Genomic DNA, 24,837 nt, shown 5'->3' with positions numbered 1-24,837 from the left:
AAACGCTTGTTAACGGATTTGTTAGTTTCTATCGGATCGATTTCTTCCGCACCTACAAAAAATTTTTTTCATTCCCTTTTCTCCAAAATGAATTATTTTATTTTTTCAATCGATTTAACAGGTACTTCCGGTGGATTGAGTATTAAGTCAATCCGTTGAACAGTGACAAAGACGACAGAAAAAATCAGGGAACAAAGAAAGGTTAGTAAAAGTATTTTCCACCAATTTAAGTTATTCATCATCTCTTCTCCCTCTTTCCTTAATTTGTAACATTACCCATTTCTAGTATCAAACACAACTAGGCAAAAAGTAAAGGGAGAAGAGGTATTTCATCTTCACGATCTGTAATTGAAGTTTATCCTTTATCGATTCGCTTAATTTTTTATATCCGGTGCTTTGCCGTAGCTGCGGGAAAAGTCCAATGACTCCCTTTTCCCACTTGCTACCTCTTTTCTAATCCTGCAAGCCGACCGCATAATCCCTCCATAACCGGTACACCGGCACAAATTGCCCGCCAGACCTTCTTCAATATCTTCGTCAGTAGGTTGCGGGTTTTCCTGAAACAGAGCTTTGAGCGCAATCGTCATCCCTGGTGTGCAATATCCGCATTGGAAGCCTCCTTCCTCCAGGAAAGCGGTTTGGCAGATATCCAGTTCTTCTTTTTGAAGCCCCTCAATGGTTGTGATCGAATGGCCGTCCGCTTGGTATGCCATGGTCATACACGCATTGGCGAGCTTGCCGTCTAGCAGGACAGAACATGCTCCGCAACGGCCGATTCCGCAGGAAACCTTAGTTCCGGTCAGCTGGAATTCTGTCCGGAGAAGGTCAATCAAGCGAGCTGTAGGAACCGCATCAACCTCCTGCTCTATTCCATTCACTTTCATTCGGAATCGCTGCTTTCTTGCAGAGAAAGATCCTGCTTCTTTTACGTCCATTGCTTTATCCCCTTTCTGTCTATTTCATCAAGCAGCTCTTCACGCGAAATCGGCAGCTTGTTCACCCAGCAGCCCACGGCATCATGTACCGCCTTTACAATCGCCGGGGTGATGGCGATCGTTCCTATTTCTCCGACACCGCGCGGGCCATATGAGTCACCATCCATCAGCTCTTCTATCGCGGTCAGTTTCATTGCCGGAACATCTTTGATTCCCGGTATTACATACTGATCCAAATTCACCGCCGTGTAACGGCCGTCCGTCATTTTTGCTTCCTCCATCAGCGTATAGCCGAGCGCCATAGCAGCGCCGCCTTCGATTTGTCCACGATAGCCCTGCGGACTGACAACCGGACCTGCCGCAATGGCGTGCTCACAATCTATCACTCTGACATCGCCTGTTAATAGATCAACCTCCACCTCAACTGCAGCCGCTCCAAATGAGTAGAGAAAATGGCCGCCGATCACAGGATCAGGCGTTGTCGGAAAATCGAATGCTGTTTCCTCAGTCAAAGGGCCTTTTTCTGCCAATTCCTTATAGGTCACCACCAGATCCTTTGTATTATGCATCCGCAGCCCCCCAGCGCTGAGAATGAGTTGTTCAGGCAAACATGAGACCAATTGTGCGGCACGTTTTTTCAACTGATATAGAAACGGTTTCTTCAAACGCTGGATCGCGTGCCACACCATGCTCGTGCCGCGGGATGCTGTGGAGGAGCCTGACTTTGGCACTTTTGCGGTATCCCCGATGATAATGGAAATATCCTCCGCCGCACAGCCCAGCTCTTCGGTGACAATATGTTCAATCGCGGCGAGTATGCCCTGCCCGCACTCTTCAAATCCAAATGAAGCCGTGATTTTGCCGTCACTTGAAAGGGAAAGGCGCCCTCCTGCGACATCCATCCGGCCATAGCCAAGCCCGCCCCCGTGCATGGTAATCGCGGCTCCAACACCTCTTCGTTTATAACGAGACGTCTGATGTTTTCTTTTGAGAATAGGAGATGCAGAAATGACGTTCAACACCTGCGCCGCTCCGTCAGTGGGCGCAATCCGATGCTCAAGCGGCCCCGGGTCATGCGGTTTTCTGATATTTTTTCTTCGCAGTTCCAGTGGGTCGATGCGGAGCATGCTGCTGAGGCGATCAAGATGGGTTTCAAGCGCAAATGTAATTTGATTGCCGCCAAAGCCTCGGAATTCTCCCGCCACCCCATTGTTCGTAAACACAGAGATCCCTTCAGTGCGGATATTCGGAATGCGGTACGGACCCGCGGCATGCTCGGCAGAAAAATCCAGGACTGCCGGTCCCAGCGTGGCGTAAGCGCCTGTATCGGCAATGATTTTCACATCATGAGCCAGAAGGTTTCCTGTTTGATCAGCCCCTGTTTTGATCGAAATTTTCATCGGGTGGCGCTTGATTCCTGAGCGTACAGATTCCTGTCTCGTCTGATGAATTTTGACCGGGCATCCGCTTTTACGGGCTAAAAGCGCGGCATACGGCTGAATATTCAGCTCATCCTTTCCGCCAAATGAGCCGCCCATCGGACTCGACACAACCCGAATTTTCTCTTCAGGAATACCAAAAATGCGGGCAAGCTGAAAACGGTCCTTGTAGCCGTACTGAGTGCCAGCGTACATCGTAAAACCCCCGTCACGTTCCGGAACAGCTACGCCCCCTTCCGTTTCCATATACGTATGCATCTGCCGCGGCAGTTCGTAGGTTTCTTCAAGGATGGTGTGACACGATTGGAATCCCGCTTCCACATCGCCGTGCGAGAAAAACGCGCGATGAAGGATGTTCCCGTCCGGGTGCAGCATATGCGCATCTGGTCGGAGCGCTTTTTCCGGAGAATCAATGACCTCCAGCTCCCTGTACACCACATGAATCAGCTCCAGCGCGGCTTCGGCAATATCTTCTGTTTCTGCTGCGACGGCCGCCACTGCATCTCCGACATAACGCACTCTATCCTCGCATAGAACCGGCTGGTCAGGGATGACAATTCCAAAACGGTTGAAACCTGGAACGTCCTTATGGGTGACAACCGCTCGCACACCTTCCATTTCTTCAGCCTTTTTTGTGCAAATCGACACGATTTCCGCATGAGGATAAGCGCTTCTCAGGATTTTGCCATACAGCATCCCCGGAAAAGTGAGATCAGTCATATACTTCAATTCACCCGTGACCTTTTCCCTTCCATCTGGCCTTATTCTTGATGGTTTGCTTACGCTCATTTATTCCCCTCCCTCAAACATCAGCTCGGACATGATGACGTTGGCAGCCGCTTTTTTTCTGTATGCCGCTGACACGAAAGCATCGGCTGAAAACGGCAGCTCCTTGATAAGTGTTTCGTACAGCTCGTGCGCCTCCCATTCAGGATCCATCCATTTCGCCTCGCTTTCTATTAATCTTTTCGGCCTGATATCGGCATGACCCGCTGCGAGGCGAATGTCACTGTCTTTCAGTAAACGTCCTGCCGCCACAGCAACCGCTCCGGTAAATGCCTGCCGCCTTCCCAGCTTGCGGAAAAACACACGATCTCCATCATGATGCGGGATGATCACACGCGTCACGATTCCATGTGAGTACTTTTCACTGGAGATCCATTCAGCAAGCGGCAGCCTGACAAGCTCCTTCTGATAAACGATAAGCTCCGCATCAAGCACAAGCAGAAGCGGAATCAAATCCCCTATTTTACTCGCTATGTTGCCGCCAATTGTGGCCCGGCTTCGGATTCCCGGCGCTGCAACAGCAGAAACTGCATCACATAAGCAAGCCAGATCCCGCTTGATGAGGCTGTTTTTTCTGCATTCATTCAGCGTGGTGAGCGCCCCGATCGACACATGGGTGCCGTCAGCGGTAATGCCTTTCATCTCATCAATGCCTTCAAGGCTGATGAGATGCGTTTTCGGAAGAATTCCTTTGTCCCATTGGAGCTGGAGCAGCGTGCTGCCCGATACTGCACACACATCTGGCGCAAGCTGCTCCAAAAGAGAAAATGCCTCATCAAGCGCTGCCGGCCTCCATAATTGAATGTTCATTCGCGCTTGTGTCACTTGTCCGTTCATGTATTCGCCTCCTGACAGTGTCATATTCCTCCGGCGTATCAATATCTTCCAGTTCCTCGCACGCTTTCACTGCCAGCACCGCTCCAGTGCCAAGCTGTCCGTTTTTCAGCAGCCTGCGGGCACCCTCATCTCCCTTTAACTCCTTTACATATGGAAAACAGGCGGATGAGAAATAAATAGGCGGACTGAGCGTACGCAAAGACGCTGACACGGCAAACAATTCGTGAGCCCTTGATATCAGGGCATTTACATGGTCGACGGAAAGCTGCGGCTGGTCACCCAACAAAATGACGACTCCGTCTGCCCCCATGCTTTCCGCTATTCTCACCCCGGTGCTGACGGAATGCCCTTGGCCCTTTTCCGCCTCTTTACAGACATGCAAACTCCAGCGATCCAGAAAAGGCGGTGCTTGATATTGCTCCCCGATCCACTCAAGTGAAGCATGTTCTGTCCTCTCGACAATCAGCACATGGTCAAGACGGGATAATAGAGCTGTTTTTAATGAAGCCGATCCGATCGTTTCTCCTTTTAGCGGCAATGCCAGCTTGTTTGTGCCCATTCTCTCGCTTTTTCCGGCCGCCAAAAATACACCGATAATGCTCATGTAACCTCCAGCCGTTCTCGTGTTTGAAGGATTTCCGCAACGATGCTGACGGCAATTTCCTCTGGGCCTTCCGCGCCGATTTTCAACCCGACCGGACTGTAAAAATGCGCGGGCGGCTGTTTTCCATTCAGCAGCCGTTTCGTGCGGTTTTCAGAGCCTAGAAGCCCGATATAATGAAGGTCTCGAGAAAATAAGGATTCAACGATGACTTGATCGTGCTGAAAATGGTGAGTCGCCACAACAGCGAAATCCTGAGGCGAAAATTCAAATTCACTCAGCATCTGCTCCGGAAAGGCAGTGATCAGCTGATCTGCTTTTGGAAAAAGAGAGGCTGTGCAATATGCAGGCCGCCAATCTGTCACAATGACAGAAAATCCGGTCTCAGCCGCCAAATTGGCGAGCGGTATCATATCTGGGCCCGCCCCAAACAGAATGAGACGCGGCTTCGGCTCAATACGCTGAATAAAAATGTTTGATGATGGATCAAAATGCGGTACATTTGAAGCGGTGCGTTGAATATCTTGAAGCGGCACATCCGGCCAGTGCCCAAAATACCCGTTCTCTGACAAAAACAGATAACGCCCTGCCTGTGGGGATTCAATCTGTGTAACGGCTGTTACGGCTTTTCCTGAATGAAGGCAGTCTCTTACTCTTTCATAGTACCGCTTTTTTTCCTGAGAGATTCGTTCCGCATAGATATGAATAACGCCATTGCAGCCGACTCCCATGCCCCACGAAAGATCGTCTTCAGCCCGCATGTCATAGGATATAAGCGCTGTCGTCAGCTGATCGCCGAGTTCACCGATTCTTTCGGATATATCCTCTTCCAGACACCCGCCGCTCAGCAAGCCGATTCTTTCTCCGTTTTTCTTAAAGAGCATGGTGGCGCCTGCTTTTCGATATGCAGAGCCTTCAACTTGAACAATAGTCGCCAGCACAGCCTCGTCCTGATCTTCCAGAAGCGCATCTAATATCGTGTGAAAATACTCCAATGCCGCATCCCCCTTTCAAAAATTGCTGTAAGAAATAAAACGTCATTTTATAGGTGCCTTGTATAAAGAATAGATGAAAAAAGAAAAAGTGACTCATGCTCCGTCAGAAAATGCAACACAGAGAAAACGGATTTGTAAAAAGAGTCAAACGGAGAAAATCAGATTGGAGAATGAGCGAAAATGAAAAAAGCTTGCGGAATTCCGCAAGCTTTTTCTTTAAATCGCTGCCTGGCTCTTAGCATTTTCATATACATCAAGCGCGGCCTGAAGCGCTTTTCCCGCTTCGATCACAGCGCCGTGTCTGAGAAGCACAGCTTCTAATCCGGCAAGGACAAACAGTACGTTTTCTCTTCTGCAGCTGTAGCCCATCGTACCAATTCTCCAAATCTTCCCGGCTAAAGGGCCGAATGAGCTGGCGATTTCGATTCCGAACTGTGCCAAAAGCATATGGCGGACCGACTCTCCGTCCACGCCGTCCGGGATTTGCACACAGGTGACAACAGGCATTTTGCAGCTCTCATCCCCAAACAGCTTCAGCCCCATCGCCTTAATCCCGGCTATTAATGCGGCCTCATGGTATCGATGCCGCTCGAAACGTGCTTCAAGACCTTCATCAAGCACCAGTCTCACGCCCTCACGCAAGGCATAAAGCATCGTCGTCGCTTCTGTATGATGATTGAGCCGCCGTTCGCTCCAATAATCCTCAAGCTGGCTCAAATCAAAATAATTGCTGGTGATCGGACGATTTCCGGTAAGCGGCGCCTTGTCTTCCTGAGTCGCAATTCCGCGTTCCACCTTTTTGCGCGCCGCAATGATGTCCGCCACCCGTTCATTATATGTAATCGGCGCCATCCCCGACGGAACAGACAAACACTTTTGCGTGCCGCCGATAGCTGCGTCAATGTTCCATTCATCCACTTTCACCTGGCAGCCCCCAATTGTCGCTACAGCATCGACTATAAACAGTGCATCCCAAGCACGGCACGCTTCTCCGATCGCTTTCAGCGGATGAATTCGGCCAGTTGATGTTTCCCCATGTACCATTGCTACAATTCTCGGCTTCACTTTTTCCATTTCCCGTATAATAGCGTCAGGGTCAAAAACCGTTCCCCACTCACACTCAATCGTATGAACATTCGCCCCGTACCGCTCGGCAATTTCAGTCAGCAAAAAGCCGAAGCGTCCGTATATCGGAATAAGCACGTCATCTCCCGGTTCAATGACACTCGCTAACACCGCTTCGATTCCCGCCCGGGATGTTCCGTCAATCGGATACGCCCAGCGATTTTTCGTTTGAAATAATTCTCGGAGCATCTCCATCGTTTCATTCATGATATCGGTAAACGCCGGGTCAAATTGGCCGACAACCGGCGTGCTCATCACTCTTAATACACGCGGATCGACCTCTACGGGTCCCGGTGTCATAATCGTTCTTAATGGTGTACATAATTCTTTTCTGCCTGACACAGCCATTCCTCCTTCATCAGTAAGCCAGTTTGTATAATAAATCAGTCAATGTGCGGACGCCGATCTCAAGCTGACGTGCAGAAGTAAATTCCTTCGGCGAATGGCTGATGCCGCCTCTGCTTGGCACAAACAGCATACAAGCGGGGCAGCTCCTTCCGATCATTTGCGCATCATGCCCTGCCCCGCTCACCATTTCTTCACAGCTGATACCGTTTTCTGCCGCTGTCTCAAGAGCCTTGGCAGAAAGCGTTTCGTCCATCGGCACAGGCTCTATCCGCATATATTCATCAATCATAGTGTGAATCCCTTTTTCGTCACAAATGCCGTTGATGACAGCAGTCATTTCTTTATGAAAATGCTCCAGTACATGCTGATTTTGATGTCGAATATCGATTGAAAACTGCACCCGTCCAGGTATGACATTGGCCACATTGGGCTCCACCGTCATTTTTCCGCATGTCAGACGAAGCTCATCCGGCTGTTCTTCAGCGCGAAACAGCAATTCATGAATCACTCGGCTGCTGGCTGCGAGCGGGTCCTTGCGCCACTTCATGGAGGTGGTCCCTGCGTGGTTGCATTCTCCCTCAAGCGTAATCAGATATCTCCTCTGCCCGACTATACTTGTCACCACACCGAGATCTCGTCCTGACATTTCAAGCGTCTGTCCTTGTTCAATGTGAATTTCAATAAAAGCGTTGATATCTGTCCTGTGCGCTGACGGATACACGCCTCTGCCAAAACCGCTGTCATGCATCGCCTCTTGTAATGAAACACCTGATCCGTCTCTCGGTACTTCCGCATGCTTCAATGACAAAGCACCCATCATATTCCCTGATCCCCAGTATGTCATCGGAAAACGGCTTCCCTCTTCCTCACATAAAGACACGGCCTCAAGCGTTTTTTTTCGGCGCTCCGTATGTTTCTTTGAGCTGCTTTAAAGCAAGCATTGCCGCAAGCACGCCATATGAGCCGTCATACTTTCCCCCATTGATCACAGTATCGATATGTGAGCCGGCTAAAATCACTTCATCCGGGGACTGGGTGCCCTGAAGCCTTCCAAAGACATTGCCGACATCGTCAAATCTGGCGTCAAGCCCAAATGCCGACATCTCCGCTTTCACGGCGAGCTGCGCGTCCATCCACTCCTTGGTGTACAAAAGTCTCGTCACCCCGCCATCAGCAGACGCACCGAATTGGGCAAGCCAATCGATGTAATCAGCGATGCCGCTTTCTGCTGAAAGCCTCTGCTTTTCCATGTGCTTCCTCCTCTGTCCGTTATGGTGACTTCATTATAGAGGGAGGAAGACGTATAGTTCATCAGCACATAAACCAAAAAAACGTTTATTTTTTGGTCATAATAACCAGTCTGCCATTCCATTTTAGGAATAGCAGCCAGTAAGGAGGAGAGTCAATAGGCAGCGATGGATTACAAAAACAGCGAGAGGAAAAAGTGGCTCTAAAGATTTATTGTATGAACTAGCGAAAAACACGGGAAGGCAATGCTTTCAGTGAAGCAGCACTCGATCAAGGAACAGCGCTTGCCAAAACTCAGCGGGAGCAATAACGCGGACTAAAGATCCCGGAACAATAGAGTTCCGCCTCCTCCAAAGTTACCAATTTACAAATTTAATAAAAAATATACAAAATGACACTTCTAACCTTTATCTCAATTTTAGATAATAGACATGATCTGATCTAAAGGAGGGCAAGTGATGACAAAAAAAGCAAGGTTTCTGCCGCTCGTCTGTGTATTACTGATTTCCGGATGGTTTGCGCCCTCTGCTTCAGCAAGCGCGCAAACCGGATTGAACCTGAATGACCGTGCAGCTACTTCTTCCGCAGCCTCCGGGGGCATTCTCTCATTAGTCTCTCCCGCGGCACCATACGCCGACACAGACACCTATTATGAAGGTGCTGAAGGAAAAAGCGGAGAGGCGTTAAAAAGCGCGCTGCACCGCATCATTAGCGGACATACGATGCTGTCTTACAGCGAGGTATGGAACGCGATGAAAGAAACAGATGCAGATCCGGCCAATCCGAATAACGTCATCCTTCTCTATACGAATGAATCCCGTTCGAAAAACCTGAACGGCGGCAATGTCGGGGACTGGAACCGGGAGCATGTCTGGGCGAAATCCCATGGCGATTTTGGTACAAGCAAAGGGCCCGGCACTGATATTCATCACTTGCGTCCAGCAGACGTCCAAGTAAACAGTGCCAGAGGCAACATGGACTTTGACAACGGCGGCAACGAGTATGCGAAAGCACCCGGAAATTATTATGACGGAGATTCTTGGGAGCCCCGCGATGATGTGAAAGGCGATGTCGCCCGCATGCTGTTTTACATGGCTGTCCGTTACGAAGGAGATGACGGCTACCCTGACCTTGAGCTCAATGATAGGACAGGAAACGGCTCTGCTCCTTATCACGGAAAACAATCCGCCTTGCTTGAATGGAATAGGCAGGACCCTGTTGATGCCCGCGAAAGAAAAAGAAATGAAATCATTTATGAAAAATATCAGCACAACCGAAATCCATTTATCGATCACCCTGAATGGGCAGACGACATTTGGCCGTAAGAAAAAGGTGCTCCCCCGAAGGGAGCACCTTTTCTAATACACAGCCTGTTCCGTTTCCGCATCGAAAAAGACGGCGTGATCCATTTTCACCGCCAGCTGAATTGTATCGCCCGCGGCGATTCGATTGCCGCCGTCCAGCCTTACCGTAAGCCGCTCGTTCCCGGCGCTGACATGCACAATCAGCTCAGATCCCAAATTTTCATTCACTTCCACCGTCGCTTTAAACACAGAATCAAACAGCCGGTCATTTCCAGTCATTTGTGCGATGTGCTCCGGCCGTACACCGGCTGTCATCTGTTTTCCGGCATAGCCTTTTTTCTTCAGCCGTTTTGCCTTTTCTTCAGGGATATGAAGCCGGATCGAAGGGTTTGTGAAAAACAGCTCGCCATGGTGCTCTTCAATCATGCCTTTGAAAAAGTTCATTCCGGGAGAGCCAATAAACCCGGCCACGAACAGGTTTGCCGGATAATGATAGATATCATGAGGCTTGGCCACTTGCTGAATTTTACCTTCATTCATGACGACAATCCGATCGCCCATCGTCATCGCTTCAGTCTGATCATGGGTGACATAGATAATGGTTGCTTCTAGCCGCTGGTGAAGCTTGCTGATTTCTGTCCGCATTGTCACTCTCAGCTTCGCATCAAGATTAGAAAGCGGCTCGTCCATTAAAAAGACCTTTGGTTCCCGCACAATTGATCTGCCAAGCGCCACCCTTTGCCGCTGGCCGCCGGAAAGTGCCTTCGGTTTTCTCTTCAGCAAATGCTCAATCTCCAAAATGTTTGCAGCTGCATGCACCCGCTCGGCAATTTCTTGTTTCGGCATTTTTCTGAGCTTCAGTCCAAATGCCATGTTATCGAAAACAGTCATATGCGGATACAGCGCATAGTTTTGGAACACCATCGCGATATCACGCTCCTTCGGCGGAAGATCATTGACCCGTTCCCCATCGATGAAGAGGCTTCCTTCCGAAATGCTTTCCAGCCCAGCCACCATCCGCAGGGTTGTCGATTTGCCGCAGCCTGACGGCCCCACCAGCACCAAAAGCTCTTTATCTTTTACATCTAAATCAAAGTCCTTCACCGTTAATTGTGAATGATATGATTTTTTGACATGTTCAAATGTTAATGAAGCCATCAGAAAACTCCCCCCGTCTTTTTTTCTCCGTTATTTCGTCACTGGAAACAACTCGGTCTTTCTGTTATTTTTAGAGTAATCGATTCCCATATTTGCTATATTTCTAAAACAAAAAACGCAAATTTGTATTATAACGTCATAATACATTATAATATAAATAATAGCTTAAAAGGAGGCTACCCCTTGTTAAACAACGGAAGTTCAACACCTTTATACATTCAGCTAAAACAAATCATAACAGATGACATTAAAAAGGGCTTGTATTCCCCGGCTGCCAAGCTGCCCACAGAAAACGAGCTTTGCAGCAAGTATAATGTCAGCCGCATTACCGTCAGAAAAGCCATTCTCGATCTGGTCGAAGAAGGCTATCTGATCAGGCAGCAGGGAAAAGGAACGTTCGTTAAAAGCCCTAAATTGAAGAGAGAGCTGATCGCAGTAAACGGCTACTCGGAATTTATGGAATCAACCGGGAAAAAACCGAAGCATCAGGTTCTGTCCCATGAAATCATTCCAGCATCGAAACCGATCGCCGAAAAGCTTCAGATCAATCCCGAGAGCCCTGTCGTTGAATTAAAACGGATTTTATATAACGATGATCAGCCGCTCACCTTTGAGATCACGCATTACCCGCTGGACATGTTTCCTGCCATCAATACGTTTATTGCTGACGGTGTATCTATGCATGATATTTTAAAGCAGCAATACCAAGTTGTTCCCACTCACAATACAAAACTATTAAATGTTGTCTATGCCCAGCAGGAGGAAAGCAAATACTTAGATTGCGATATCGGGGATGCGCTGTTTGAAATCGATAAAACCGCATTTACCTCAAACGATCAGCCGATCTACTGCTCACTGTTTTTGATGCACACAAACCGTGTCACATTTACAATCAACAGTCCCTACACATGACAGGCATAAAAAACGAGACACTGCTTATAGTATTCTCGTTTTTTCACTGCTTCCCCCTTCCTCCAGGCGATAGGGATAGCCATAGCCGAATGCCCCGTACACTCCGCATGTTTTCGCAGCTGTTTCCGCTCCTTGGCGCAAAGCGTTCATCATATCCTGCTTCTCACAAAACGCAGTCAAAAATCCCGCGATAAATGAATCTCCCGCTCCGAGTGTGTCTATTATATCAGCTTCCACAATCGGCTGATGATAGATTCGGTCTCCCGCAGACAGGATCGCCCCTTGCCCGCCGCGGGTCATGCAAACGATTTTTGCTCCGTACTCATGTGCCTTTTTGGCAAGCTGGCCGCACTCCGTCTCACTCAAATCGCTTCCTGAAAAGAACGCATACGTCACATAAGGACAGACCTTTTTCAAATACTCATCCTCTCGATTTGTTGAAAAATCAAAAGAGACCGGGATCAGCCCGCACAGCTGCGGCAAATCGTTCTCAAGCCTGCTGTACACACTGGTATGCAGCAGATCATGCCCGCTGATAAAAGATAAGTCCTTTTCCTGAAACACAAGACGGAGACGCGACTGGATGCCGCCCTTATTCGATCGGACAAAGATCCGGTCCCCCTGTTCATCAAGGGTAACGATTGCCATTCCGTTTTCCCCATGCGCCTGGCGAATAAAATCAGCGTTGACCTTCTCCAATTTCAGCACATTCAGCAGATGAGCCGCGGCTTCGTCATTGCCGACGATTCCGATATAAGAAGCCTCATGCCCGAGCCGTTTTGCAAGCACTGCGACATTTAAGGCATTTCCTCCCGGGTAGAATGTTTCTTGATCCTGATAGTAGTCTACAACGTTGTCTCCAACAGCAATTAATTTCATTATGCTTCCTCCTTTATCCTTTTACACTTCCGCTTGCAATCCCGCGGACAAAATATTTCTGCATAAATAAAAATAGAATAATAATTGGCGCGGCAGAAATCGTTAATCCCGCCAGCAAGACGCCCCAATCCGTCTGCAGTGCATCTCGGAACTGCATCAGCCCCGCTGGAATGGTCCGCAAATTCTCGTCATCTATGAAAATAATCGCAAACATAAACTCATTCCACGTATGGTAAGCTGTCAGAATACCCGACGTCACTAAAATCGGCACACTCATTGGTAAGAAAATTCTGAAAAATACTCCGAAACTCGTACACCCATCTAAATAAGCCGCCTCTTCCAATTCTTTAGAAATAGAAAGAAAATAAGAGCGGATTAAAATGATGGTAAATGGAATCCGATAAGCCGCATAAGGCAAAATCAAAGCCCAATACGTATTGTAAAGCCCCAGCGACTGAATAATGGAATAAAGCGGCACAAGACTGACCTGAGGCGTCAGCATCAAACCGCCAAGACAAAGCACCAAGAAAAACCCTCTTCCTTTAAACTCGAACCTCGAAAGCCCGTACGCCGCCCATGCGCTGATAAAAACAGTAATCACACATGTCAGCGCCGTCACGATCACACTGTTCATAAAATAAGAAGAAATCCCCTGATTCCAGGCGGACACAAAGTTCTCCGGATGCCACGAAGACGGCAGCGACCAGCTGTTCTCAAAAATATCATCCGAGCTTTTAAAGGCGCTCATGACCATCCATAAAAGCGGATAAGCAATCGCGATTAGATAAAGAAACAGAAAAACCCACACAGACGTTTCTCCGATATACCATTTTCGCCTCGGCTTTCTTTTCACCTCGATGTGCCGGTCAGGCACAGGCTCTAATCTAAACGAATCTGTCTTCTTTTGAGGCAGCATCTGTTAGTCCTCCTTTCCGGTTTTAAAGAACTTCATTTGCATGAGCGACAAAGCAAGCGTAATGAGTAACACAATAGTGGCAATCGCTGAAGCATAGCCCATCATATCCTTTGTAAAGGCGCTTTTATATAAGAATGTGCTTAATACCTCAGAAGCGTTTCCCGGTCCGCCGCCTGTCAAAATGTACGGCTCGTTAAACACTGTAAAAGCGCCTGTCAGCGTCATCACCACCGCAACAAAAGACATCTCTTTCGTCTGGGGAATGGTAACGTGAAAAAACTGCTGAATTTTCCCCGCACCGTCAAGCCGCGCCGCTTCATACAGTTCATCCGGTATTTTTTGAATCGACACAATATACAGCATCGCAATATAACCGACAGACTGCCACTGCGATACAAAGATGACAGAAAGCATAGCTGTGCTGTCCTCCCCGAGCCATGCCCTCGTCAGCTGATCCAGCCCGATTGCCTGAAGCAGCTGATTCAAAAGCCCCGTCTCAGGGTTGTAAATAAAATCAAATAAAAGCGCGATAACCGTCATTGAGATGACAACCGGCAAAAAGAAAACGGTACGAAAAAAAGGCGACCATTTTCTGACCAGCTTATCCTCAAGCACCGCCGCCAAAATCAAACCGCCAAACACCTGGCATACAATTGAGATCACTGCGTAGAGCACGTTATTCGTGAGGGCTTGATAAAAGACAGGATCACGAAATAATTCAACATAGTTCTTCAATCCGATAAACGTTTTTTCCGGAGAAAAAGAGCTCCATTGAAACAGACTGAGAAAGACATTCTCAAAAATCGGGATATAAACGAAAAGTAGAAAAACAAGAGCCGGCAGTAAAAACAAATAGGGGATTATTCTATTTTGGTTGACCAAGGATAACTCATCTCCTTTATAAAAAGAAAAGGTGCGTCGCTTCACCTTTTCTTTGATTTATTCAGCTGACGCCTTCACTTGCTTGGCTGCTTTTTGGACGGCTTTCATGACTTGCTCCGGTGTCATGTCGCCGCCAAGCATTTGCTGGACGCTTGTTAAGTACACATCTGCGATTTCAACATCAACATCCATATCGAACCACGGAACCATTGATTTGGCATCTACGATATGCTGAACGGCTTCACGCTGAATGGCTGTAGAATTTTCTTCGGTTGCCGTCCCTTTCACCGCACTGTATTTGCCAACGTCTTTAACGAGCTTTTCACCCATTTTTTTCGACGTCAGAAATTGCAAAAATTCCACTGCTTCCTTCGGATGTTTTGTTTTCGAAGAAATCATAAATCCTTCAGGCGCCCCCGTTAACGCTTCTGAAGATCCTTTTTGCCCGCTGATTTCAGGGAATGAGAACATCCCTAGATTCACTGGCTCGACCAGTTTGATTTCAGCCGTTTCCGCATATATCATCGCCGACTTTCCGCTCTTAAATTGCTGTCTCACATATTCATGGTCGACGGAATTTACATGTTTATTGAAGTAAGGCATCAGTTCCTGCAGCTTTTCAAGTGCTTTCACATAGCCTTCATCGGTAAATTCACCCGTTTTGGCGTTATAATCCTTTTCTCTTGTTTTTTCATCGACCATCCGCTGATTCAGCGTGCCAATATAATGTGAGATTGTCCAAGGCGCTTTTGTTCCGAAACTGATCGGCGTATAGCCATTTTCTTTCAGCTTCTTGGAGACATCGATGAGCTCATCCCAAGTCGCCGGGGGCTCTAAATTGAGCTTTTTAAAAATATCTTTATTATAGAAAAATGATTTAGCGTCCATTTGCCACGGCACGCCATATTGTTTGTTTTCATACGTAAATGGTGTAACTTGCGATTGAACGAGCTGCGATGACCAATCTGTATCATCTTTGTAGTAGGACGAGAGATCAAGTGCTTTATTTCCTCTGATAAATTTAAAAGCAAACTCGTCACTCCATGAGAAGTAAATATCAGGAGGGCTGCTGGTTCCCAGCATAACTTTAATTTTATCTTTATAGGAGTCATTCAAAACCGCTTCAGTTTGAATGTCGATATCCGGATGCTCTTTTTCAAATTCCTTTACAACCTCTTCAAAATACTTTTTTTCCGGCTCCTTCGGCCATCTGTGGAAAAATTTCAATGTCACCTTTCCATCCGCTGAACTGCTCTGGCTCGAACAGCCCGCAATGGTGAGCATACTGACAGCTGCAATGATCAAAAATAAAAACATTTTCTTCAAAGGGTTGGCCTCCTCTGGACATTAGACTATAATGTTATATAACATTATAGTCTAATGCATAATGGTTCCTCTTTTTCAGATCAATACTCAACTTTCCACATGTATCTTCTATGAGATAAAGGATGATTTCTTGCTTCTGCCAAAGCGTCCGCATAGCTTCTCAGCACACGGTTAAGAACAAGCGGAGCAAGGTAGCCTTTTACTGAATCGTCAATTGCAGTGAAGTCGTAAGATGCGGCATCGAGCACAGTCAGCTTTTTGCCATATTTTTTCGAGAAGGTAAGCGCCCGCTCTTCAAGAGGCCTTGTTTCATCTAAACCGAGCAGGATGATAAACGGCACGGATTCATCAATAATTTCAAACGGTCCGTGAAAATATTCTCCGGCATGAATGGCGTGGGAATGAATCCATTGCATTTCCATGAGAATGCAGATGCTGTAGGAGTAAGCGACACCGTAGTTTGCACCGCTTGCCATTGTATAAATGATGCTTTCTTTTTCATGTGCTTTTGCAAATTGCTGTGTGTTTTCAGCTTCCTGCTTAAGGGCTTCATCATACACAGCCTGCAATTGATCTAAACCTTCTATTGCTTGTTCAAATGTCGTATTGTTTTCTAATACCTGCAAAGCGCCGAAAACGATTTGATATAGAACGCCATAGTTCGTATTGATCGCCTGCGCCTCATCACCCCAGTCATATTGGGCTACATATTGCGCTTCCTGTGCTAAAGGAGACTCCGGCTTATACGTCATTGCAATCGTAAGCGCGCCTTTGCTTCTCGCAAATGCAGCGGCTTTTACCGTTTCCGGGGTATTTCCCGAGTGTGAGCACAAAATGACAAGAGACTTTTCATCAAGCTGCACAGGGTTTCGCTGAATAAATTCATTAGAGCTGTAAAGGTCAGAGCTGATTGATTTTGACTCCCTGTCAAACACATATTTACTCGGATACATAATGGCCGAAGACCCTCCGCATGCGACAAAGAATACATGGTCGATGGTTTTTCCTTTCAAATCCTGCAAGAAAGCTTGAACCTCACGATTAACTTTTGCTGTGACCTGACTCAAATCCTTCACTCCTCATTTTTATTATATAACGTTATATAACATTATATATTGTTATATTAAAGTCCAGAGATAGGAATGTCAATATTATTTTCTGAAATTTCTCATTAATTTACTTAGATGATAGACAAAGGATCTTTGTGTAGAAAAATGCCAAATCAAAAAGCCAGAACTTAATATAAGCTCTGGCCTCGCTGTTCAATCCGCAGACTGACTTCTTATTTAAAAAATACCTTGTCTATATTATACTTCGAGTGCTGTGTATTGATGATATAGGTTTCGTAAATTTCTCTTTCCATTGGATCTTCAACTACACATACTTCAATTTTATAAACTTCGTCTCTGTGATTTTTAATCGGTGAGACAGTGTCTTCAAAATGCTTTTTAATTCTCTGTCTTAACTTTCTGGCTTTACCGACAAACAGCAGCTCATCATGAATGTTGTAAAACATGAAGATGCCGCCTTTATCCCTTGGTATCTGGTGAAAGTCAATGAACCCATGAATCGCCTTTACTTTCGGTTCGTTATGATTGGCTGACTGCTGTCGCTCGGTGATCGTCACATTCGGTGCGGGTATATCAATTTTTATCAAAATCAGTTCACGTCCTCTTTTTCATTAAAGATAAATGCTAACACAGACAGGAAAGAAAAGCTAGAACAGCTTTATTATATTTGTTTGTCATGCCTTTCATTATTATGCAAGCGCTCCGGCAAGATCATAAGGGCTAAGGTCTATTTCTGTCGGCTTTCCGAGAACTAGCTTTGCGAGCTCTGAACCGAGAAACGGCCCCATCGTTAATCCCGACGCGCCTAAACCGTTAGCGGCGTAAAGTCCTTGAACATTCGGCACGGCACCCACCACTGGCAGAAACCCCGGTGTAAACGGTCTGAAGCCCACTCTTGTTTCAATGACTGTGCTGTCAGCAAGCCCCGGGGCTGCGGCAAGTGCTTTGCTCAAGACTTCATGCTGTCCCCCTGCTGTCACACGCAGGTCTTTAAGATCGGCCTCATTTTCATGGGTGGCGCCTGCTACAATTCTGCCGTCATCAAAGGACAGAATATACTGGTCATTCGGCGGCATCACTACCGGCCACGATCCGGTATCTGCGCCAGAGATTTCAAAATGCATAATTTGCGCCTTCTGAAAGGACACTTGAAAATGAATGCCCAGAGGCTTCATCAATTCATTGGCCCATGCCCCTCCAGTCACGATCACATTATCAGCCTCAAACTGTTGCTTGTCTGTTTGGACACCGGTGACTCTTCCGTTCCCAAAAAGCAAGGACGCGTTTCCTTTTACAATGACTGCACCATGTTTCTCGGCAGCGTTTAAAAGCGACCGGCATAGCGCCCTCCCGTTCACACGGGCGGCGCCGCTGATATGAACCGATTCATAGCCATCAGCTAAAATGGGAAACAGCTTTTTCGTTTCACTCGCAGACAAACGGGTGATGTCACCGATCTCCGGCGCATCCTCGCGTCTCTTATACGCCCGCTCCTCCATCTTATCGAGCTTCACCGCATCAGTGTGAATGCTGATCGCACCGACACGCTTGTATCCGGTGTCTGTTTCTCCGTCCTCTTCCAATTGATTGATTAAATCATTATAATATCGCGCTCCGCCCTTAGCGAGCTGATACCAATCCTGATTGCGGCGCTGCGACAGCCAAGGACAGACGATTCCCGCCGCCGCATCCGTAGCTTGTCCCGGTTCCTTCCGGTCAATCACCGTAACCCGGGCTCCTGATTTTGCGAGATGATAAACCGTCGATGCACCTAGTATGCCTGCGCCGACGATGATGTAAGACTTCATATGCAAACACCTTTTCTTTTATAATATCTATTCATTTTACCAAATAGAGTGCTTTCCTTCGACCTTTAGCCCCAATGTGGAAAAACCGCGAAGTTCGTCCAATCTCTTCACTCTCCTATTGAATATCCTGTCACTATCAATAGAGAAAGGATGATACCATGAGCGAAAATCGTCATGAAAATGAAGAAAACCAAAAGCGCAATGTATCAGTTGCTAAAGTTGAAAACAGCGGCAATGCAAAAGTCGTAGTCAACGTGAATACAGATCAGGATCAGGCACAGGCACAGTCTCAAGACGGAGAAGAGTAATGAACGAGAATATCATTCCTATCAACAGACATACTCAAGATATGCCTAGCAATGGATCTATGATCGAAAACAGCGGCAACTCAGAAGTCCATATTGAAATCCACATTGATACAATGCCGATCGCCTTTGCCATTTTATGCTCAGCATTAGCCGCAAAGCAGATGTCAAAAGAGGAATTTGACACGGCTTATACGCAATTACGAGAGATGAACAATGGATATCACAATGGCACATCTGTAAAGCAAATCATCAATCAGGAGAATGAAGTGTAGAAACCGCGGGCCCCTCGGCCTGCGGATTTTCTTCTGCATACATAAAAGGACGCAACTGGTAACCAGTCACGTCCTTTTCAAAAGAAAATTAACCGATTGAACCTTCCGTTTCGAACTTGATTAATTTTGCTCGAAATGGTACGAAATGATTTATAAAAGGCGCCCAAACCCTTGATATAAAGCCATTTCTTCAAATGGTTTAAAATAGATTATAATCTCAACTTAGAACGGTGTTGGCATGGGCTGAAGCCACATGATATAAGAGTTTTACAGTGATAACTCACGGGTGCTGCCGTGAGTACGTTTCATTTCGTTTGAAGGTTCTTACAAAGTAATGCACCCGTTAGTTGAACAAGTCCACGGCTTATTTAAACTGTACTAATTTCCTTTTGAAATAGAGATACCGTTCTCAATAAAAATAGGTGTCTAATCTATAAACCACTCCATATAAGCTTCTTTATTCATATTTAAATTTTTTTGGGCTACTAGGCATACATCCAATCCAAGTTTTGACCCTGAGCGTAAACTGGTTAAAAGTCTAATTGCAATAAGGAGTGAACCTCGAATTATGGTATATCAAAGACAAATGACACCCTATGCCCTGAATCCCTGGGATCTACAAAATTGTTTGTATCGTTTCACGTATTTGTGGCTTAGAAACGATGATAATTTCTGGTTTTTCTTAACGACTATCGGGGAATCAAGAGTTTATGGATATAGGTTTTTCGGTGGAAGATGGAATAATTATTCCGTTGATTTAAGAGATATTGTTTCCTTCTATTGTTCTCCTCCGACTCCAACTCTATATTAAAACACTGCGCCTAATCTTCGTATATGAAGAAGTTATTTGTGAATTAAAAACGTTCAAAACATAGCAAAATGAATTGATTCTTGGAAATCCAAGGTTCAAAAAAAATGGAATCATTTTCCAAAATTACAATGAGCACTATCTTACACCTTCCACTATACGTGAAACGATTCGGACTATCACCAAGCTTCAGGGGTTGAATATAGAGGCTTACATGCTTTCAGACACACGCACACTGTTTTCGCCCTTGAGTCATGTGTAAGTCTGCTATATCTATCTATCAAAACGATTCGGACACAAGAACACTAAAACAACAAGTGAAAAATATTCACACATAACTGAAAAAATCGAACAAGATGAGCTTGAAAAATACGCTTCTTACACATCAAGATAACAAAAAACTTGGCATAAAAGTTGGCACAATAGAAACTTGGCACGTGCCAAAAGTAAGAAAAACCCTTGATAAACAAGGGTTTTTCGTTAGTTATCCAATAGAACCTTCCATTTCGAACTTAATCAAACGGTTCATTTCAACTGCGTATTCCATTGGAAGCTCTTTTGTGAATGGCTCGATGAAGCCCATTACGATCATTTCAGTCGCTTCTTCTTCGGAAATACCGCGGCTCATCAAGTAGAAGAGCTGTTCTTCAGATACTTTAGACACTTTCGCTTCGTGCTCCAATGAAATGTTATCATTTAAGATTTCATTGTAAGGAATTGTATCTGATGTTGATTTGTTATCCATAATGAGCGTATCACACTCGATGTTGGAACGGGCGCCTTCCGCTTTACGTCCGAAGTGGACGATTCCGCGGTAGGTTACTTTCCCGCCTTGTTTAGAGATCGATTTTGATACGATTGTGGAAGATGTGTTTGGCGCAAGGTGAATCATTTTTGCACCCGCATCCTGATGCTGGCCTTTACCCGCAAGAGCGATAGAAAGCGTCATACCGCGCGCGCCTTCGCCTTTTAGGATACAAGCCGGATATTTCATTGTCAGTTTAGATCCGATGTTGCCATCGATCCATTCCATCGTTGCGTTTTCTTCACATACTGTACGCTTCGTTACTAGGTTGTAAACGTTGTTCGCCCAGTTTTGGATCGTCGTATAACGGCAGTAGCCGCCTTTTTTCACGATGATTTCAACAACCGCACTGTGAAGAGAGTTTGTTGTGTAAACAGGTGCCGTACAGCCCTCAACGTAATGCACGCTTGCTTCTTCGTCAACGATGATCAGTGTACGTTCGAACTGACCCATGTTTTCAGAGTTGATACGGAAGTAAGCTTGAAGCGGTGTCTCAACCTTCACGCCTTTTGGCACATAGATGAAAGATCCGCCGGACCAAACAGCTGAGTTCAGCGCCGCAAACTTGTTATCAGTCGGCGGAATCACTTTTGCCCAGTGCTCACGGAAAATATCTTCATTTTCTTTCAGCGCGCTGTCTGTATCTTTAAAGACGATGCCTTGCGCTTCAAGATCTTCTTTCATGTTGTGGTATACAACCTCTGATTCGTACTGAGCAGAAACACCCGCAAGGTATTTTTGTTCAGCTTCAGGAATCCCGAGCTTGTCGAATGTTTGCTTAATTTCTTCAGGAACTTCATCCCAAGAACGCTCTGAACGCTCAGACGGTTTTACGTAGTACGTAATTTCGTCAAAGTTCAGTGAGTTTAGATCTCCGCCCCATTGTGGCATTGGCATGTTGTAGAAATGTTCAAGTGATTTCAAGCGGAAATCAAGCATCCATTGAGGCTCTTCTTTCATGCGAGAAATTTCTTCTACGATTTCTTTTGTCAATCCGCGCTCTGAACGGAAAATGGAAACGTCCTTGTCGTGAAAACCATATTTGTATTCACCAATATCAGGCATTTTTTTAGCCATCCATTTTCACTCCAATCCTTTTAATTGCCGCCCTCTTCTTTAGCGACTCCTTTTTCAAGTGCCTTCCATGACAGGGTTGCACATTTAATACGGGCCGGGAATTTTGAAACGCCTTGAAGGGCTTCAATATCACCCAGATCTATAGAATCATCATATTCTTTCCCTTGCATCATATCCGAGAAAATCTTAGACATGGAAAGGGCTGTTTCAATATCTTTCCCTTTAATCGCCTGAGTCATCATCGAAGCGGATGCCATTGAAATGGAACAGCCTTCCCCTTCAAATTTCGCATCTTCCACGATGTCTCCGTCAAGCTTCATTGTCAGTCTGATTCGGTCGCCGCATGTCGGGTTGTTCATATCCACGACGATGCTGTCATTCAAAACCCCTTTGTTGCGCGGGTTTTTGTAATGATCCATAATCACTTGTCTGTACAATGTATCTAAGTTTGCATTAAAAGACATTTGTAAAATACTCCTTTGTCTTTTGAAGAGCTTCCACAAGCTTATCAATCTCTTCCTCTGTATTATACAGATAAAAGCTTGCTCTCGCAGTAGCAGTTACATCCAGCCATTTCATCAGCGGCTGGGCGCAATGGTGACCCGCTCTGACAGCGATCCCTTCCGCATCAAGTACGGTTGCCACATCGTGCGGATGAACATCATCAAGGTTAAATGTGATCAGCCCGGCACGCTCTTCCGGTCCGTAAACCGTCACGCCGTCAAGCTGACGGAAGCGTTCAAGCGCATAAGCTGCAAGCTTGTGCTCGTGGCGGGAAATCTCATCAAGACCGATTTCTTCGAGAAAATCAATTGCGGCACCGAGACCGATTGCTCCAGCAATAATCGGAGTACCCGCTTCGAATTTCCACGGAAGCTCTTTCCAAGTTGATTCATAAAGCCCCACAAAGTCAATCATTTCACCGCCGAATTCGGCAGGCTCCATGTTTTCCAGCAGGGCTTTCTTTCCGTACAGCACACCTACTCCGGTAGGGCCGCACATTTTGTGGGAAGAAAGCGCAAAGAAGTCGCAATCGAGATCCTGCACGTCAATTTTCATGTGAGGCGTGCTTTGTGCACCGTCCACCACAATGACAGCCCCGTTGTCATGAGCAATTTTCGCCATTTCTTTTATCGGGTTGATCGTGCCGAGAACATTAGACACATGAGATACCGCAACAATCTTTGTATTGCTTGTGACCGTTGCTCTGACGTCATCTAATGAAATCGTGCCGTCTTCCTGCAGCGGAATATATTTTAATGTGGCGCCAGTCGCTTTGACAGCCTGCTGCCACGGAATGATATTCGCATGATGCTCCATATAGGTGATGACCACTTCATCACCCGGTTTGAGGTTGGCGCGTGCATAGCTTAGCGCCACCATGTTCAATGATGTGGTCGTGCCTTTTGTGAAAATAATCTCAGCCATTGACTTCGCGTTAATAAACTTGCGGACTTTTTCACGCGCTCCTTCATAACCGTCTGTCGCTCTGGTTCCAAGCGTATGGACGCCCCGGTGAACATTGGAATTGTATTGGTTATAATACTTATCCAGTGTTTCAATGACAGCACGCGGCTTCTGAGAAGTCGCCGCGCTGTCGAGATAAACGAGATCATGTCCGTTCACTTGCTGATGAAGGATCGGGAACTGTTCACGAATATCTGTGATATTCATTACTTCACTTTCCTTTCGATAACAGAAACCAATTGTTTCTTAACGCCTTCAATCGGAAGTTCGTTAACTACCGGCGCAAGGAATCCATAGATGACTAAGCGTTCTGCTTCTTCTTTCGCAATCCCGCGGCTCATCAGGTAGTAAAGCTGAATAGGGTCCACACGGCCGACAGATGCCGCATGTCCTGCAGTTACATCGTCTTCGTCAATTAAAAGAATAGGGTTTGCGTCTCCGCGCGCTTTTTCGCTGAGCATCAGCACACGGGATTCCTGTTCCGCATTCGCTTTAGAAGCGCCATGTTCGATTTTGCCGATTCCGTTAAAGATAGAAGAAGCGGAATCCTTCATCACACCGTGCTTCAAGATATATCCTTCAGAAGCTTTACCGAAATGAATGATTTGTGTCGTGAAGTTTTCTGTTTGCTCTCCTCTTCCGACAACAACCGTTTTCGTGTCGCCATAAGTGCCGTCACCGTAAAGGTTTGTTGTGTTTTCGGAAATGGTGTCGCCATCGTTCATGAGGCCGAGAGCCCACTCGATTTTGCTGTCGCGTCCGCGCGCAGCACCGCGGCGGTTGACATAAGTTGTCACGCCGGAAGACAGAGTATCCACCGCACCGTATGTCACACTGGCATTATCACCTGTGATAACCTCACTGATAATATTGAATACAGCATCTTTCGGGTTGACCGTGCTGATGTAGTTTTCTACATACGTTACTGAGCTATGGTCTTCCGCCACAATCAATACGTGGTTGAATAGAGCTGTATCGTTGCTTTCGTGGACATAAACAGCCTGAACCGGCGTCTCCACCTGAACATTTTTCGGAACATAGAGGAATGCCCCTCCGTTAACAAGAGCTGCGTGAAGTGCAGTTAATTTATGCTCATCAACCTTCACGCCGTCTTTCATAAAGTATTTCTCCACTAAGTCGCTGTGCTCGCGGGCAGCAGTCAAAATATCAGTAAAGATGACGCCTTTGTCTTTCAATTCCTGAGAAAGAGAAAGGTATGCAGGCGTCTGATCACGCTGTACATATAACGTTTTATCTTCGTTTTCGACATCGATCAGCGCTTTTGCTTCATCAGTCAAATCTTCTAATGAAGAAAGCGGCTCATTATCAACTGTATGCTTCGCGAAGTTCGTGAAGTTCCAGTTTGTGATTTTTGTTTTGTCAGGCTTCGGCATCGGCAGATCCTCAGCTTGTTCAAGAGCCTGTAAGCGCAGGTTTTTCAGCCAGGCAGGTTCTTGATGCTTTTCGGAAAAGCTTTTGAGATACTCCTGATCTACGGATAGTTTTGTATCTAGTGTCATATTAATCCCCC

The 24,837-nt window shown here is 46.4% G+C and carries 22 protein-coding genes and 1 pseudogene; 4 read left to right on the top strand and 19 right to left on the bottom strand.

Annotation, left to right across the window (positions count from 1 at the left end):
• Positions 1 to 374 precede the first annotated feature (374 nt).
• The 7 genes and pseudogenes from pucE to allC form a co-directional block, all read right to left on the bottom strand.
• Entirely contained in the window at positions 375 to 935 is a 561-nt protein-coding gene (gene pucE, locus H7F27_RS04815) for a xanthine dehydrogenase subunit E (protein ID WP_185848662.1), read from the bottom strand.
• A complete protein-coding gene (pucD, locus tag H7F27_RS04810; RefSeq protein WP_185848661.1) occupies positions 926 to 3,163 on the bottom strand; it encodes a xanthine dehydrogenase subunit D in 2,238 nt (745 codons plus the stop codon). Before pucD ends, pucE begins: the two co-directional genes overlap by 10 nt.
• A complete protein-coding gene (gene pucC, locus H7F27_RS04805) occupies positions 3,164 to 3,997 on the bottom strand; it encodes a xanthine dehydrogenase subunit C (RefSeq protein WP_185848660.1) in 834 nt (277 codons plus the stop codon). It abuts the gene before it with no gap.
• Positions 3,936 to 4,601, bottom strand: a complete 666-nt coding sequence (gene pucB, locus H7F27_RS04800) for a xanthine dehydrogenase accessory protein PucB (protein WP_185848659.1) — start codon at positions 4,599 to 4,601, stop codon at positions 3,936 to 3,938. The genes pucC and pucB overlap by 62 nt, the downstream gene beginning before the upstream one ends.
• Entirely contained in the window at positions 4,598 to 5,593 is a 996-nt protein-coding gene (locus tag H7F27_RS04795) for an XdhC family protein (protein WP_185848658.1), read from the bottom strand. Before H7F27_RS04795 ends, pucB begins: the two co-directional genes overlap by 4 nt.
• 216 nt (positions 5,594 to 5,809) lie before the next feature.
• Positions 5,810 to 7,060: a pyridoxal-phosphate-dependent aminotransferase family protein gene (locus H7F27_RS04790; RefSeq protein WP_105991617.1), complete on the bottom strand. Its 1,251-nt coding sequence runs from the start codon at positions 7,058 to 7,060 to the stop codon at positions 5,810 to 5,812.
• A gap of 16 nt (positions 7,061 to 7,076) precedes the next feature.
• Positions 7,077 to 8,316: pseudogene (gene allC / locus H7F27_RS04785) on the bottom strand (allantoate deiminase).
• Between the two features lie 456 nt (positions 8,317 to 8,772).
• On the opposite strand from allC, the gene H7F27_RS04780 reads away from it, so the two are divergent.
• Complete coding sequence (locus H7F27_RS04780) at positions 8,773 to 9,639, top strand: endonuclease I family protein (protein WP_185848657.1); 867 nt, start codon at positions 8,773 to 8,775, stop codon at positions 9,637 to 9,639.
• 33 nt (positions 9,640 to 9,672) lie between these two features.
• Here H7F27_RS04780 and H7F27_RS04775 read toward each other — a convergent pair whose 3' ends face one another.
• Positions 9,673 to 10,776: an ABC transporter ATP-binding protein gene (locus tag H7F27_RS04775; RefSeq protein WP_185848656.1), complete on the bottom strand. Its 1,104-nt coding sequence runs from the start codon at positions 10,774 to 10,776 to the stop codon at positions 9,673 to 9,675.
• A gap of 183 nt (positions 10,777 to 10,959) precedes the next feature.
• Between H7F27_RS04775 and frlR the strand changes: the two genes are divergently transcribed.
• Positions 10,960 to 11,688, top strand: a complete 729-nt coding sequence (frlR, locus tag H7F27_RS04770) for a transcriptional regulator FrlR (RefSeq protein ID WP_024122756.1) — start codon at positions 10,960 to 10,962, stop codon at positions 11,686 to 11,688.
• Positions 11,689 to 11,712: 24 nt separating this feature from the next.
• Here frlR and H7F27_RS04765 read toward each other — a convergent pair whose 3' ends face one another.
• From H7F27_RS04765 to H7F27_RS04735, 7 genes are all read right to left on the bottom strand, one after another.
• A complete protein-coding gene (locus tag H7F27_RS04765) occupies positions 11,713 to 12,567 on the bottom strand; it encodes a fructoselysine 6-kinase (RefSeq protein ID WP_185848655.1) in 855 nt (284 codons plus the stop codon).
• A 13-nt stretch (positions 12,568 to 12,580) separates the two neighbouring features.
• Positions 12,581 to 13,483 carry a carbohydrate ABC transporter permease gene (locus H7F27_RS04760; RefSeq protein ID WP_059334818.1) on the bottom strand — a complete coding sequence of 301 codons (903 nt, stop codon included), beginning with the start codon at positions 13,481 to 13,483 and terminating at the stop codon, positions 12,581 to 12,583.
• A 3-nt stretch (positions 13,484 to 13,486) separates the two neighbouring features.
• Positions 13,487 to 14,365: a carbohydrate ABC transporter permease gene (locus H7F27_RS04755; protein ID WP_185848654.1), complete on the bottom strand. Its 879-nt coding sequence runs from the start codon at positions 14,363 to 14,365 to the stop codon at positions 13,487 to 13,489.
• A gap of 57 nt (positions 14,366 to 14,422) precedes the next feature.
• The gene (locus tag H7F27_RS04750; protein ID WP_185848653.1) at positions 14,423 to 15,691 is read right to left on the bottom strand and encodes an ABC transporter substrate-binding protein; all 1,269 of its coding nucleotides are present in this window, start codon (positions 15,689 to 15,691) and stop codon (positions 14,423 to 14,425) included.
• 80 nt (positions 15,692 to 15,771) lie between these two features.
• Positions 15,772 to 16,758 (bottom strand): fructosamine deglycase FrlB, encoded by a 987-nt coding sequence (gene frlB / locus H7F27_RS04745; RefSeq protein ID WP_185848652.1) that lies wholly within the window; start codon positions 16,756 to 16,758, stop codon positions 15,772 to 15,774.
• A gap of 215 nt (positions 16,759 to 16,973) precedes the next feature.
• Positions 16,974 to 17,348, bottom strand: coding sequence for a nucleotide excision repair endonuclease (locus H7F27_RS04740; RefSeq protein ID WP_101859984.1), 375 nt, complete (start codon positions 17,346 to 17,348; stop codon positions 16,974 to 16,976).
• 102 nt (positions 17,349 to 17,450) lie between these two features.
• A complete protein-coding gene (locus H7F27_RS04735; RefSeq protein ID WP_185848651.1) occupies positions 17,451 to 18,569 on the bottom strand; it encodes an NAD(P)/FAD-dependent oxidoreductase in 1,119 nt (372 codons plus the stop codon).
• Between the two features lie 158 nt (positions 18,570 to 18,727).
• On the opposite strand from H7F27_RS04735, the gene H7F27_RS04730 reads away from it, so the two are divergent.
• Together H7F27_RS04730 and H7F27_RS04725 are read left to right on the top strand one after the other, a co-directional pair.
• A complete protein-coding gene (locus tag H7F27_RS04730; RefSeq protein WP_003240873.1) occupies positions 18,728 to 18,877 on the top strand; it encodes a hypothetical protein in 150 nt (49 codons plus the stop codon).
• A complete protein-coding gene (locus H7F27_RS04725; protein WP_024122765.1) occupies positions 18,877 to 19,149 on the top strand; it encodes a hypothetical protein in 273 nt (90 codons plus the stop codon). Before H7F27_RS04730 ends, H7F27_RS04725 begins: the two co-directional genes overlap by 1 nt.
• A 1,292-nt stretch (positions 19,150 to 20,441) precedes the next feature.
• On the opposite strand, the gene sufB is transcribed toward H7F27_RS04725, so the two are convergent.
• The 4 genes from sufB to sufD are packed head-to-tail and all read right to left on the bottom strand — an operon-like array spanning position 20,442 to position 24,826.
• The gene (gene sufB / locus H7F27_RS04720; RefSeq protein ID WP_003228608.1) at positions 20,442 to 21,839 is read right to left on the bottom strand and encodes a Fe-S cluster assembly protein SufB; all 1,398 of its coding nucleotides are present in this window, start codon (positions 21,837 to 21,839) and stop codon (positions 20,442 to 20,444) included.
• A gap of 20 nt (positions 21,840 to 21,859) precedes the next feature.
• The gene (gene sufU / locus H7F27_RS04715) at positions 21,860 to 22,303 is read right to left on the bottom strand and encodes a Fe-S cluster assembly sulfur transfer protein SufU (RefSeq protein ID WP_003222809.1); all 444 of its coding nucleotides are present in this window, start codon (positions 22,301 to 22,303) and stop codon (positions 21,860 to 21,862) included.
• Entirely contained in the window at positions 22,293 to 23,513 is a 1,221-nt protein-coding gene (gene sufS, locus H7F27_RS04710; RefSeq protein WP_024122766.1) for a cysteine desulfurase SufS, read from the bottom strand. Before sufS ends, sufU begins: the two co-directional genes overlap by 11 nt.
• Positions 23,513 to 24,826 carry a Fe-S cluster assembly protein SufD gene (gene sufD, locus H7F27_RS04705; RefSeq protein WP_095714026.1) on the bottom strand — a complete coding sequence of 438 codons (1,314 nt, stop codon included), beginning with the start codon at positions 24,824 to 24,826 and terminating at the stop codon, positions 23,513 to 23,515. The genes sufS and sufD overlap by 1 nt, the downstream gene beginning before the upstream one ends.
• Positions 24,827 to 24,837: the final 11 nt, after the last annotated feature.

Source organism: Bacillus sp. PAMC26543, from assembly GCF_014250375.1.
Taxonomy (GTDB): Bacteria; Bacillota; Bacilli; order Bacillales; family Bacillaceae; genus Bacillus; species Bacillus halotolerans.
Note: the sequence above shows the minus strand (reverse complement) of the source record. Positions and strands in the feature narration are given on the sequence as shown.

Bases quoted from the DNA above. Each gene is read 5' to 3' on its own strand.
- H7F27_RS04760 (WP_059334818.1), bottom strand. From the start codon at position 13,483: ATGCTGCCTCAAAAGAAGACAGATTCGTTTAGATTAGAGCCTGTGCCT.
- pucD (WP_185848661.1), bottom strand. From the start codon at position 3,163: ATGAGCGTAAGCAAACCATCAAGAATAAGGCCAGATGGAAGGGAAAAG.
- sufB (WP_003228608.1), bottom strand. From the start codon at position 21,839: ATGGCTAAAAAAATGCCTGATATTGGTGAATACAAATATGGTTTTCAC.
- pucB (WP_185848659.1), bottom strand. From the start codon at position 4,601: ATGAGCATTATCGGTGTATTTTTGGCGGCCGGAAAAAGCGAGAGAATG.
- H7F27_RS04725 (WP_024122765.1), top strand. From the start codon at position 18,877: ATGAACGAGAATATCATTCCTATCAACAGACATACTCAAGATATGCCT.
- sufU (WP_003222809.1), bottom strand. From the start codon at position 22,303: ATGTCTTTTAATGCAAACTTAGATACATTGTACAGACAAGTGATTATG.
- H7F27_RS04775 (WP_185848656.1), bottom strand. From the start codon at position 10,776: ATGGCTTCATTAACATTTGAACATGTCAAAAAATCATATCATTCACAA.
- pucC (WP_185848660.1), bottom strand. From the start codon at position 3,997: ATGAACGGACAAGTGACACAAGCGCGAATGAACATTCAATTATGGAGG.
- H7F27_RS04780 (WP_185848657.1), top strand. From the start codon at position 8,773: ATGACAAAAAAAGCAAGGTTTCTGCCGCTCGTCTGTGTATTACTGATT.
- H7F27_RS04765 (WP_185848655.1), bottom strand. From the start codon at position 12,567: ATGAAATTAATTGCTGTTGGAGACAACGTTGTAGACTACTATCAGGAT.
- pucE (WP_185848662.1), bottom strand. From the start codon at position 935: ATGGACGTAAAAGAAGCAGGATCTTTCTCTGCAAGAAAGCAGCGATTC.
- sufD (WP_095714026.1), bottom strand. From the start codon at position 24,826: ATGACACTAGATACAAAACTATCCGTAGATCAGGAGTATCTCAAAAGC.
- sufS (WP_024122766.1), bottom strand. From the start codon at position 23,513: ATGAATATCACAGATATTCGTGAACAGTTCCCGATCCTTCATCAGCAA.
- H7F27_RS04730 (WP_003240873.1), top strand. From the start codon at position 18,728: ATGAGCGAAAATCGTCATGAAAATGAAGAAAACCAAAAGCGCAATGTA.
- H7F27_RS04735 (WP_185848651.1), bottom strand. From the start codon at position 18,569: ATGAAGTCTTACATCATCGTCGGCGCAGGCATACTAGGTGCATCGACG.